The organism is Desulforhopalus singaporensis (genome assembly GCF_900104445.1).
Lineage (GTDB): Bacteria > Desulfobacterota > Desulfobulbia > Desulfobulbales > Desulfocapsaceae > Desulforhopalus_A > Desulforhopalus_A singaporensis.
This window is the reverse complement of record NZ_FNJI01000004.1, coordinates 159,315-170,775: the sequence shown is the minus strand read 5'-3', so window position 1 is coordinate 170,775 and position 11,461 is coordinate 159,315. Positions and strand designations below refer to the sequence as shown.

The window sequence follows — 11,461 nt, the reverse complement described above, 5'->3', positions numbered from 1 at the left end:
TCAATCCTCCTTGTGAAGGGAGTCGCCCGCAAACAGATCCGCAAGAACCGATGCCGTAACAAGATGCTGCCCCTGCTGCCTGCGGGAATAATCGCCGTTGAACGCAGCCTCGATCAGCTCGGTGATATAAAAGACCGGGATCGCCTCTTCTTCCCCGGCCGGATCCTGCCTGCTCTCGACGTTTGCCTGGCACATCGGACAGTCGGTGACCATTGCCGACGCCCCTCCCCGCCTTGCGGCTGCGACGATATCACCAACGAGTTTTTCGGCAATGTCCGGCCGGGCCATGGTGAGACTTCCCGAACAGCACTCCGTCCGGTGCGACCACCTGACGGGCCGGGCCCCGAGGGCGGCACTCACCTTTTCAAGGTTTTCCGGCATCTCCCACTTTTCGGCCCCGGTAATTTTCGGGTTACGCAGGGACAGGCAGCCGTAGTAGCAAGCCACCGGCAATCCGCCCAGCGCTCTTTTTGTGGAAGCGCCAATCCTACCCAGTATCTGTTCTTGCGCCAGAAAAGTCGCGATGTGGATAATTTTCATTTCCGGAGAATAGCTTTTTACATCCCAGTACTCGGGTCTTCTCCGGAGCTCGATATCGGCGGCTTTCAGCCGTTGAAAACAGGCGGCACAGGGAACGAGAATATCGTTTCCAAGCTCCTGGGCAATGACCAGATTACGCATGGGCAACCGCATCCCGATCTCATGATCAGTCATATGGGCCGACGATGCACCGCAACAGTTCCAGTCTGGAATTTCAACCAGTTCAACCCCTACTTGCCTGCAGACCCTTTGGACCGACTGATCGTAATCGAGTGCCGTGCCATGGAGGGAACAGCCTGGATAATAAGAAAGTTTCATCGGTCATACTCCTTTCCCTTGCCGGAAAAAATTTCCCTGATCTGCGTCTTGTCGGCAATGGCATGGGGTCTGAGTTTCAGCTTCTTCTTCATGAACATTTTCAGCCCCAGTCGCATATCACCCGTCAGGTCCCCCGACTTCATCTTGTAAGAGCCGATCATGCCGATTTCATATACCCGGCCCCAGCGTCTTATCGACCCGAGAAAAGAGTGGTGGAAAAGGGGGACTCTCGGCTCCGCCGGCGCTATTTCTTTTCTGAGCGCCAGCTCCCGCAGAACATCCATGAGGGCCGCTATCTCGATATCGTTGGGACATCTGGTGGCGCAGGTTTCACACGCGGCGCAGAGCCAGATGGCATGGCTTTTTACCAACCGCTCCTCCTGGCCGTATGCGGCAAGCCTCACCACCTCCATGACCGAGAGGTCGAAGTGATCGCCTATCGGACACCCGGCAGAACAGCGGCCGCACTGGTAGCACGCCCCCACGTCTATCCCGCGCTCCTGAAGTTTCGCCAGCAGTTTTACGTTTCTTTCATCCGGAGAAATATTTGTGTCAGCCATGGGACTCCCCTGTTTTAAGATTCCGTAATAACTGGAAATTTAAGACTAAAACTACAACCTTTCCCGGGCTCGGACGTCACCCTTATTGACCCGTGGTGCTCCCTGACGATGGCGTACGACACCGACAGCCCGAGACCGGTCCCTTCCCCGGGAGTCTTGGTGGTGAAGAAGGGATCAAAGATTTTTTCCAGATTTTCCGGTTCGATCCCCGGCCCGGTGTCCTCAATGACCAGCTCATTGACAGTCTGGTTCGCCCTGGCCCTGCTGATAATCTTCAGTTGTCCCTTGCCTCTCATCGCCTGGGCGCCGTTGACCACGATATTCATTATCACCTGGTTCAACCTGATGTAATTGCCGGCAATGGGATGCAGCTCTTCGCTGAGCTCCTGGGCAAAGGTAACTTCCTGAAAAAGAGGCTGATGCTGCAGGATGGTGATGGTTTTGCGGACCACCTCATTGAGGTCGGTCGGCTCCATCTCATAGGTGGTCTGGTGCGAAAACTCAAGCAGGTCTCCGACTATGACCTTGCACCTTTCCGCCTCATGGATAATCGTCTCCAGATCGGCGCGGGATGGATGATCCTCGGCCAGCTCCTCCGCTATAAAATTGGCGTAGAGCATTATCCCGGACATCGGATTGTTTATCTCGTGGGCGACACCGGCGGCAAGCCTGCCGAGTCCTGCAAGCTGCTCGGAATGCTTGAGGGCCTGGTGGGTCTGTTCCAGATCCTCTTCGATCTGCTGCATGGCCCGCAGATCGGTAAACAGGCCGAAAGTGGCTATCTCCTGGTCCCGGTCGTAAATAATGCCGCCGGAAAAACTGACCGGGATGTCGCTGCCGTCCCTGTGCTTCACCCTCACTTCGTGCCGCAACAGTTTGCCCTTTCCGCCAAAAAGATCCGAACGCATCCGCTTGATCAGCTCATAGGCAACGCCTTCACTATAGAGATCGGTGACATGAAGATTCTTTGTCTCCTCCTCGGTATAGCCCATAAGCGCCATCGCTTCCTGGTTAAAGAGTATGATATTGCCCTTCATGTCTGAAGCGATGATGCCGTCGACGGAACTGTCAATGAGGTTCTGGAAGAACGCATTCCTGCGCCGCAGCTGTTCCTCGAGCTTTTTCTGCTGCGTTACGTCGATAAGGTAGACCAGATAGTAGTCGAGCTGGGTTACAGGAGCTACAACAACCACCGACAGAACACACCGTTCGTCGTCGCAGGTGGACGCGATCTCATGACGTATCTTCCACGTCTTGGAGCCGGAATTTTTTTTGAATTTATCCTTGATAAGGAGAAAAAGATCTCCGTTGCGCAGACCAAGCACATCTTCAAGGCGGAGTCCGGCGAGGTCTCCATAGTCAACGCCCATAAACCTGCTTGCCGCCGGATTTGCGTGAATCACGTTGTGATCGGTCCCGACGACCAGCACTCCGTTTGGCGTCTCTTCCAGAATCGTGTGCAGATAATGATATGGGCCGAGGTCACCGATAAGGGAAGCGGGATCTTTGTTCGCTGTTGAGAGAACCGTACTGCTCGCCATAGGTTACCGTCCTATCAGGTCGAGGAACTGTGACAATCTGTCCCTCCAGCCGATAGCAAGCAGCACTACACCGTCGCAAAGAGGGGCTACTTCCTTTATGAAGCCGGCAGCCACCTCCATCCCCGCATCTTTTTTCACCGGGGCATCCATCATTTTTTTCAGATACTCCTGCGGGATTGAAGGTACTCCGGGGAGATTGTTCAGGTAGCGGATCATGGTCACCGATTTGAGGAACATGACCGATGTGTTCAGTTTAATCCCGGTCTCCTCGGCAAAGGGGATGAACGGCTCGATAATATTCAGATCATAGGTCGGCCCGAGAGTGACCGATTTCACTCCGTACCCCGCCATCTGCCGAAAAAATTCAGCCCTCTCCCGGTTGAGGTTGACATCATCGGAAAGATCAATCGCCACATCGATATCAAATGTCGGGGTACCGGTCAGGCTTTCTCCCCCGAGATCTTTACCGCTGTTGAGGGCCGCTGCACACTTCAGCATGGTCACCAGATCGAGATCTCCGCTGGATCTGGCTACCGGCTGGTCTCCTTCGGCCGGATCATGGCCTTTTTTGATCACGATCCGGTTGATGCCAAGGGCAGCGGCAGAGAGCAGATCGGCCTGAAAGGAAATCCGGTTGCGGTCTCTGCCGGTTATGGTCATTTCCGGCTCAAAGCCCCTGTCCATCAGGCTTACACAGGGAGCAAGCGGAGACATGCGCATAATAGCATGTTCACTGTCCGTAACCCGGGTGGTATCGACCCTTCCCCTTAGCTGTAACGCCGTATCGATAAACGGTTCCAGATCGACACCCTTGGGCGGATCGATCTCCGCAATAAGCCTGTAGTTTTTACCGGTGGTGGAATTGCTGGTTTCTTGCCCGTCGCCCATTGAACCTCCTGTAAGAGAATAATGTGGAAATTACGTATCTTAAGGGAGTGTGGAAATATTGAAAGCCAGCTGGTCGGAAATGATGACCAGATGATAAAGCGTTTTTGGATATCAATTTCATTTAACAAGCTATTCAGTCTTATTTCAAGGCAATTCTCATAAATCAGGGATTATGACTATCATGTCGTTATGTTGCCGGATATCCGCATCTGTGTAACCTTGGTAATTGATAATTAATCCTGATGGTTAAAAGAACCTGGAGGGGCAAGAAAAAAGGCCCCTGTCCCTTACGGACAGGGGCCTTTACCGGCACCATCACGACTCATTTTCGCGTGCAGTCAGGGGCTGGTTGCACGCGAAATCCGATATGTTTTTCAGTCTGTTACCTCCACCAGTTGACGCAATCCGTCAGACAGATACTCAACCATTTTTGCCGAAGCAATTCTTGCGGGGACAAAAGGCGGCTGACCCATTTTCGCAAGGGTGGCGAGCCCCGCATCGGGACGCAGCAAATACTCGAGAAACAATTCGGCATCTCCACGGTTTTCAGCATTTTTCAGGATGGTAATTCCGTAAGTTATCGCTTTTCCTTTTCTAACTATTGTCTGTCCCGGTTCCTTGCCGGTTACCGTCACCCGGGCGGTTTTGTAGAAATCATCAAGGGAGTAGTCGCCAAGGTTTATCCGGGGATCAAGTTTCACATACTTGAGGTCGTGCTGGACGGCAACGGAAAGATATTCCCAGGCGTAATCCATCTGCTGCGCCTTGAGCATAGCGATCAGCTCAACCGATCGAGGACGCACCCATTCCTGATGGCGCCGGGCCAGCAGTTTTTCATAAAACCCGTCCATTTCATAATGCTTTTCCGCAAGTTGCAGCACCATCAGGCTACGGTAGCCGCACGGATCGAGATTGGGATCGGAATACCCCCACGAAACATCTGGTTTAAGAAGGATTTCCGGCCAGTTTTCGCTGGTGATTGCATCAGCGTATTTACTGTTATCGGTATAACAGAGAACCATCTGGTTGGTGGCGAACCGGATATTGATATCGGCAAATTCGGGGATGAGGTTTTTATCGATCACCGCATAATCCGCCGACGCCATGATATCAGCCTTTTTGCCCTGCTGAGAAATCAACCTGGCCATCTTGGTGCTGCCGCCGAAGGTCCGGACCACATCGATATGCGGATACTCTTTTTCAAAACCAGCTTCGATGACCGTAAAGGGAACGTTCAGACTGCCCGCATGAAAAATGGTCAACTTCTTTTTTTCAGCTGCCACACTGGTGCCCAAAAGCAGGACCACGAAAACCACAGTCAGCCCGATACAACGAAAACTCCACATTCTTTTCATACTGTTTCCTCCCGAGATTTCATAGATTAGCACCGCAAAATCTCTATCTATAATTTCCCGGGAAACAGCGGCAACCAAAAATGTGCCACCTTCCCCCAACAAACCAGGAACAACCAGAAATGACCAGTCAAACGATGGATTGGCCCACCACATGGATATTTCTACGGCCCGGAGCCATGATGGTGCATGGACCGGCTACCCACAATTGTTCACCAGGCTGCCGCCAGGACATACTCACCCGCAGGTAAAGGGGTCGTGCCCATACCGTTTGAGCAGCCTGTCCCGGTCACGTTCGGCGAACTGTTTGTAGTAGACATACATGGTATCGGTGTCCTTGCTGGAGGAAGTATAGACCTTTCGTATCCGCAAAAGATTCCTCCAGTATCTTTCATATATCTCTTCTTTCGTCATAATGGCAGAATATATTCATGCCCGCTTGGTTGTGCAAAAAAATGTTTTGTTCCTCCTTTCGCTGTATGTTAGGCTGAATACTCTTAAATCATAGAGTTTTTTTGGGATTGGCAAACCGCTAACTTTACTCGGGCTCAGGACATATGAGGATTCTGGTAACAGGGGGGACAGGATTCATCGGCACAAATCTGCTGCGCAAACTGTGCGCGGACGGCCATGAGGTGCACTGCATGGTCAGGCCTGCAAGCAGCAACCAGTGGCGGATAGAGGATCTGGGGGATAAGATTACCGTCCACCACGGCGACCTGACAGAGAGGTCGCAGGTTATCGACATTTTCCGACAGACCAGACCGCAACGTCTCTTTCATCTGGCTGTCTCCCGTAACGGTGCCGACGATTTCGACGGACTTTTCGACGGTATCATTGGTGCAACCGCGAATCTTATCGCCGCCTGCAGACAATATCCCCCGTCAAGGGTTATCGTGCTAGGCAGCTCCCTGGAATACGGCCACCGCCCGCTGCCGCTACAAGAAGACATGCAGCCGCACCCCTCGACCATATTCGGTACGGCCAAACTCTGCTCCACCTATCTTTTTCTCCAGGGTTGGCGAAGTTTCGCTCTTCCCGTCGTTATCCTCAGGGTCTTTTCCGTCTACGGCCCCTTTGAATCGGCCAAGAGGCTGGTCCCCACAGCTTTACTGGCTGGCATTTACGGCCGGACCATCAAGCTTACGGGACCCGGAATCAGACGAGACTATATTCATGTGGACGACGTCGTTCAGGCTGCCGTGATAGCTGCAGAGCATTTTGAAATTGAGGGGGAAATAATCAATATAGGGAGCGGCAGACAGACCAGCAACGAAGAAGTCGTCACCCTGATCGACCAGTTGACCGGCAACAACCTCGTCATCTCAGCCGAAACCTACCCCAAGCATCACACCGATACCGGCCACTGGGTGGCGGATACTGAAAAAAGCAGCCGACTGCTCGGCTGGAAGCCCGCTCATGATCTTCATTCGGGGCTGGCTGTCACGCTCAACTGGCTCAGGCAAAATCTTGATTCGGAGGAATATGGTACCTGAAAGAGAAGACAATATATATGGCAATAGCGGGGAAGCTTTGCAAATACACGTGTCGTTCGTCATTCCCGTCTACAACAATGCATCCTCCCTGTTGCCTCTTACTGACCGGATAACACAGGCTGTCAACAGGACAGGGCACACCTTTTCAATCATCTTCGTCGATGACGGTTCCTGCGACGGTTCATGGGAAACGATCGGCCGTCTGGCACAGCACGGCCGGGTGCAGGGATTCAGGCTGGCGCGCAACAACGGCCAGCACAGCGCGGTTCTCTTTGGCCTGTTCCAGTCCCGCGCGCCCGTTACAATCGTCATGGACGCCGATCTTCAGGACCGTCCCGAAGCGATAGAGATCCTCATCAAGAACTATCTCAACACTGGTGACGACGTGATTTTCGCGGGCCGTATCGGCAGCTACCAGTCGCCTTTTCGGATGTGGACGTCGAATGTGTACCGGCGGCTGCTGCTGGCAAAACTTACCGGATTACCCAGGGGTGCGGGCATGTATTTTCTGATAACCCGCACCGCATGTGACAAAATCCTGGCGCTGAGGATGACCCGGAGACCGATGGTTATAGGCATGATAGCCGCTGCGGGGCTGACCTGTTCATCATACCCCTGTGCGCGGCAGAACAGGCAGCATGGAAAATCAGGCTACACCTCACTGAAAAGAATGCGTTCAGCTGTAAACATGCTCCATTGCGCCCTGTTCCTAAAAGACGGCAAAAAACCCTCAACCGTAAACTACCTCGACTCCATAAGGGTGTCTGAATGCACCTCCCACTGAACCTGAAAGACACCGCAGTGCACCAATACTGGCTCCTTTTGGCAGCCACTGTTCTGTTCGGTGTCTATTTTCTGTTTGTGGGAAATTCTGCAGGTTTCGGCTTTGCTGACGAAGGGTATCTCTATTATCTCAGCTGGTCCATCCTGGACGGCAGATTGGTGTATAACGACTTTGAGCTCGGCTCCTACCCTCCCGGCCTTTTTCTTCTCTACGCCATATGCTTCAAACTCCTGGGACTAAGCGTCAGTGTCGGCAGAGCAACATCCGCCATCCTGCTTATCGCCAATATCTGGCTGTGTTTTCTGGTTGTCAGGACACTAGCGACCAGTCGCTGGGCAGTTCTGGCAATCATCCTGTCGGGACTGCTTCCCGGCCCATGGCATAAAGCCTATGTCGGCACCCTTTTTATGGCGGCGCTCCTTCTGGGGGTGCGAATCCACCAGAAAGAGGCGGTCAGGGACTTCGTCTTCATGGGCATACTCATAGCCCTGTCCCTCCAGGTCAGGCTCGATGGTGCGGTCTGTGCAGCCGCTATGCTGCTGGCAGCACTGCTCGGCAAACCGGTCACACCCCGCCTGATGCGCAGGATCGGGATACTTGTACTGTCCCTGATACTCACCATGGCCCCCCTTCTCATCTACCTGGCGGACAACCATCTCGCCGACGACTACCTCATGCAGCTGGTGAATTATTTCAACATGGCTTCAGAGCGCACGACATCCTGGTACCGGCTCCAGGCCCCTTCTCTTACCCAGCTAAGAGACGGCGGGCTGTCAAGCTTTGCAGCACTCTTTTACGGTTCCATTACGGTGTTGGCCGCAGTCGGCCTCCTTCCCCTTCTGACACTGCTCTTCAACCGTCGCGGCAATGGCAAAGCCCTGCATATCCAGCTGCTCATTCTTCTCTGGGCACTGCTGAACACGCCGCAGTATGCGTGTGAAAGGCCCGATCCGGCCCACCTCTACCAGAGGGGATTTGTCTTTGTCATCTGCACCTGTTTTCTTCTCGGCCCCCAGGGATTTCGCACCCTGCGCCGCCGGGGATTTCACCTGGTACACACGGGACTGCTGCTGTTTCTGCTCCTCTACCTCAATTTCGGGCTGCACAGCGGCGCTGCGGGCGGTCTGGCGTGGATGCAGAAAAAAATCCGGACCGTAACCCTTCGCAACCAGATGTCCTTCAGGGTTCACCCGAACAGTCCATGGAAAGCCATCGCCGAGAAGATCGATGATCAACACACCCCCGGCGACCGGGTGGCGGCAATTCCCTACGGCCCCGGCCTCAATTTTGTCCTGCAACTGCATCCCCCGGGGAACCGGGTTATTTATTTCCCCAATGTGATCAGTAACACCACCGAGGACGTGCGCACCGCAGACCAGGTATCGCAGGCCGATTTCATCCTGCTGGCGCCCAATTTCAGGTTGTCGCCGAACCCGGCAGCAGCCCTCGATTGTTACGCCCCTGCCCTGTCCGACCAGCTCAGGAAAGAGTTTACAGTAACCATGGCCAAGGGCTCGCTGTTGCTGCTGCAACCGCGCAACGACACCGAGCGACAAACAACCGTCAACCTGGTTCAATGCCAAGAACCGCCTCGTCGATAATATGGAAAACAACAAAGATCATAACATATACCAGCGGAGCTATTACGAGTCGGCACTGGACAAACCGGCAATGCAGGTAAGAGATACGCCATACGTCCGCAACCATATACGGAAGATGGTCCGCCACAGCAACATTACCCGGGATCATGCAATCCTCGAGGTGGGTGCCGGACTGGGGAAATTCTCAATTCCACTGCTGCAGCAGGGGTTCAATATAACGTGTAACGACATTTCCCCCGTTCTCCTGGAAAAGCTTCGAGCCGGCGCCCCGGTCCCTGTCGACACCGTATGCTGCGATATCTCCACAATAGACAGCCAAGAAATTGGATTGTTTGACAAGATAATCGGCTTTTTCACCCTGCATCACATGGAGGATCTCAACTCGGTTTTCAGGGCTCTCAACGCCGTGCTCAAGCCTGGAGGCGAGCTTTTTTTTATCGAACCGCTGGCAAGGAACCCTCTCTATTATCTGCAGGTGGCCTTTACTCCCAAAATGACATGGCAAGCGGAAAAAGGAATAATGAACATGTCGGACAGGGTTATCCACAGGTCATTGCGCAACGCAGGGCTGACCCCCGGAAAAAGCGTTACCTACGGTTTTCTCCCGCCGTTTCTGTACAACCGGCGCCTGGGCAAAAAAACCGACGGTTTCCTCGACAGCTACAACTGGATGAAATTCGCCCATGCATTCTCACTTTTTCATGGGACAAAAGATGACCTCTCCTGAACTGCACTGCCCATCATGCGGCCTTAAGCTTTGCGGGCATCCGGACAAAACCTGCAGGACGTGCGGCTACAGCTTGCACTATCACCAAAAAGCGCTGGTCAACCCGTCGCTTACCCTGCCGGAGGGGTTCTCCGATGTACAGAAAAACCATCTATTGTCCATTGAAAAAGATCATTTCTGGTTTTCGCCGCGCTCTCACCTGCTCACGACACTTGCCGGGAAACATACATCCGTTCACAAAAACGCGCTGGAAATAGGTTGCGGCACCGGCCGTCTTCTTTCCCGCTGGGAACTGTTGTACCATGATGTTACCGCCGTTGATGCCCACCCGGATCTGGTGGCGATTGCCGCCAGGAACAACCAGAAAGCCACCGTCGTTCATGCCGATGTCACCAGCCTTCCCTTTGACGACAATGTTTTCGACAATATCCTCTCTTTTGACGTTCTCGAGCATGTGGACGATGTTTCCATGCTTCAGGAGGCCAGGAGGGTTGCGCACAAAAACAGCAGGCTGCTGCTCTCCGCTCCCGCTTTTCAGAGTTTATGGAGCTATGCCGACGAGCTGGCCGGTCACAAGAGACGCTACACCCGTGATTCCCTGAATAATATATTAAACGAAAGCGGCTGGAAACTGACAGGATGCAACTATTACCAGTGTGCCCTGTTTCCCCTTATCTGGCTCAGCCGCCGGGTTGTAAAAGAACGGGGAAGGACCCTTGAGAGGCACCCTTCGACGGCGATCGCCGGGATTCTCGGCTTGATCAACAGCTGCGAAGTTGTGCTGAGTTCCCGTTTTTCAATGCCGTTTGGCTCTTCAATTATCATCTGGGCGGAGGCAAGGTAGATGTCAACGAATCTTAAGCTGTTTCTTTTTGCACACCAGAGAGAAACAATAGAAAAAGGTGTGGATCAAGGTTTTGAGGATTTCATGGTAGACTGTGAGTGGCGGGGCAAAGTCGAACGCCAGACCGGCGCCGATACCGACACCTCTTTTGCGACCATGGCGCAGCTCACCGAAACCAGCAGCATAAAAAACGCAGAAATAAACTGCCGGATAAACTGTTTCGGCCCATGGACCGATGACGAAATCGAGACTGCCGTCGCGGCGGGTGTCACGCGCATTTTCCTGCCGATGGTCCGCACCGTCGGTGAAGTCGAGCATTTTATCAGAAAGATTGACGACCGAGCCCAGCCGATGATCCTGGTTGAGACCGACGAAGCGGTAAAGCTTGCGCCGCAGCTGGCGCGATTACCGCTTGCAGGAGTATACGTCGGCCTGAACGATCTTGCCATCTCCAGAGGCTACCGTTTTATCTTCAAGCCGATAATCGACGGGACCCTCGACTATCTCCGGGAAAAGCTCTCCGGCCTTGCTTTCGGTTTCGGCGGAGTGACCCTCCTGGGCCACGGTTTTCCGATCCCGGTGGAACTGCTGCTGGCGGAAATGCACCGGCTCGACTGTGATTTCAGTTTCCTGCGTAGATCTTTTTACCGGGACAGCAAAGACAAGGACGTCCGCGAAGAGATCGAAAAACTGCACCGCTACTGGCGCCACCTGGATATCGCCGAACGGCACTACCTGGCAACCCGCAAAAAAGAGCTCGATGACGTTGTCGCGACTATGGTGGCAACAACCACCGACCAATGCTGACGT

12 protein-coding genes are annotated in these 11,461 nt (G+C 53.6%); 6 read left to right on the top strand and 6 right to left on the bottom strand.

Annotation, left to right across the window (positions count from 1 at the left end):
• The 6 genes from BLQ17_RS03920 to BLQ17_RS23365 form a co-directional block, all read right to left on the bottom strand.
• A complete protein-coding gene (locus tag BLQ17_RS03920) occupies positions 1-858 on the bottom strand; it encodes a CoB--CoM heterodisulfide reductase iron-sulfur subunit B family protein (RefSeq protein ID WP_092219996.1) in 858 nt (285 codons plus the stop codon).
• Entirely contained in the window at positions 855-1,418 is a 564-nt protein-coding gene (locus BLQ17_RS03915; RefSeq protein ID WP_092219994.1) for a 4Fe-4S dicluster domain-containing protein, read from the bottom strand. The genes BLQ17_RS03920 and BLQ17_RS03915 overlap by 4 nt, the downstream gene beginning before the upstream one ends.
• Positions 1,419-1,432: 14 nt before the next feature.
• Positions 1,433-2,959 (bottom strand): PAS domain S-box protein, encoded by a 1,527-nt coding sequence (locus BLQ17_RS03910; RefSeq protein WP_092219992.1) that lies wholly within the window; start codon positions 2,957-2,959, stop codon positions 1,433-1,435.
• A gap of 3 nt (positions 2,960-2,962) precedes the next feature.
• Positions 2,963-3,847 (bottom strand): methylenetetrahydrofolate reductase, encoded by an 885-nt coding sequence (locus tag BLQ17_RS03905; protein ID WP_092219990.1) that lies wholly within the window; start codon positions 3,845-3,847, stop codon positions 2,963-2,965.
• Positions 3,848-4,221: 374 nt separating this feature from the next.
• Complete coding sequence (wtpA, locus tag BLQ17_RS03900; protein ID WP_092220095.1) at positions 4,222-5,202, bottom strand: tungstate ABC transporter substrate-binding protein WtpA; 981 nt, start codon at positions 5,200-5,202, stop codon at positions 4,222-4,224.
• 234 nt (positions 5,203-5,436) lie between these two features.
• A complete protein-coding gene (locus BLQ17_RS23365; protein ID WP_281180492.1) occupies positions 5,437-5,571 on the bottom strand; it encodes a hypothetical protein in 135 nt (44 codons plus the stop codon).
• A gap of 185 nt (positions 5,572-5,756) precedes the next feature.
• Here BLQ17_RS23365 and BLQ17_RS03895 point away from each other — a divergent pair, with 185 nt between their 5' ends.
• From BLQ17_RS03895 to BLQ17_RS03870, 6 genes are read left to right on the top strand one after another with little or no spacing between them, the layout of a single operon-like run.
• Complete coding sequence (locus BLQ17_RS03895; protein WP_092219988.1) at positions 5,757-6,695, top strand: NAD-dependent epimerase/dehydratase family protein; 939 nt, start codon at positions 5,757-5,759, stop codon at positions 6,693-6,695.
• Positions 6,685-7,479 carry a glycosyltransferase family 2 protein gene (locus BLQ17_RS03890; protein ID WP_176761072.1) on the top strand — a complete coding sequence of 265 codons (795 nt, stop codon included), beginning with the start codon at positions 6,685-6,687 and terminating at the stop codon, positions 7,477-7,479. The genes BLQ17_RS03895 and BLQ17_RS03890 overlap by 11 nt, the downstream gene beginning before the upstream one ends.
• Entirely contained in the window at positions 7,464-9,080 is a 1,617-nt protein-coding gene (locus tag BLQ17_RS03885; protein ID WP_092219984.1) for an ArnT family glycosyltransferase, read from the top strand. Before BLQ17_RS03890 ends, BLQ17_RS03885 begins: the two co-directional genes overlap by 16 nt.
• Before the next feature lies 1 nt (position 9,081).
• The gene (locus tag BLQ17_RS03880) at positions 9,082-9,807 is read left to right on the top strand and encodes a class I SAM-dependent methyltransferase (protein ID WP_092219982.1); all 726 of its coding nucleotides are present in this window, start codon (positions 9,082-9,084) and stop codon (positions 9,805-9,807) included.
• The gene (locus tag BLQ17_RS03875) at positions 9,794-10,651 is read left to right on the top strand and encodes a class I SAM-dependent methyltransferase (protein WP_176761071.1); all 858 of its coding nucleotides are present in this window, start codon (positions 9,794-9,796) and stop codon (positions 10,649-10,651) included. The genes BLQ17_RS03880 and BLQ17_RS03875 overlap by 14 nt, the downstream gene beginning before the upstream one ends.
• Positions 10,652-11,458, top strand: coding sequence for a hypothetical protein (locus BLQ17_RS03870; protein WP_092219979.1), 807 nt, complete (start codon positions 10,652-10,654; stop codon positions 11,456-11,458).
• Positions 11,459-11,461 lie beyond the last annotated feature (3 nt).

Coding starts and splice junctions, on each gene's coding strand:
- BLQ17_RS03920 (WP_092219996.1), bottom strand. CDS start 858: ATGAAACTTTCTTATTATCCAGGCTGTTCCCTCCATGGCACGGCACTC.
- BLQ17_RS03915 (WP_092219994.1), bottom strand. CDS start 1,418: ATGGCTGACACAAATATTTCTCCGGATGAAAGAAACGTAAAACTGCTG.
- BLQ17_RS03910 (WP_092219992.1), bottom strand. CDS start 2,959: ATGGCGAGCAGTACGGTTCTCTCAACAGCGAACAAAGATCCCGCTTCC.
- BLQ17_RS03905 (WP_092219990.1), bottom strand. CDS start 3,847: ATGGGCGACGGGCAAGAAACCAGCAATTCCACCACCGGTAAAAACTAC.
- wtpA (WP_092220095.1), bottom strand. CDS start 5,202: ATGAAAAGAATGTGGAGTTTTCGTTGTATCGGGCTGACTGTGGTTTTC.
- BLQ17_RS03895 (WP_092219988.1), top strand. CDS start 5,757: ATGAGGATTCTGGTAACAGGGGGGACAGGATTCATCGGCACAAATCTG.
- BLQ17_RS03890 (WP_176761072.1), top strand. CDS start 6,685: ATGGTACCTGAAAGAGAAGACAATATATATGGCAATAGCGGGGAAGCT.
- BLQ17_RS03885 (WP_092219984.1), top strand. CDS start 7,464: ATGCACCTCCCACTGAACCTGAAAGACACCGCAGTGCACCAATACTGG.
- BLQ17_RS03880 (WP_092219982.1), top strand. CDS start 9,082: ATGGAAAACAACAAAGATCATAACATATACCAGCGGAGCTATTACGAG.
- BLQ17_RS03875 (WP_176761071.1), top strand. CDS start 9,794: ATGACCTCTCCTGAACTGCACTGCCCATCATGCGGCCTTAAGCTTTGC.
- BLQ17_RS03870 (WP_092219979.1), top strand. CDS start 10,652: ATGTCAACGAATCTTAAGCTGTTTCTTTTTGCACACCAGAGAGAAACA.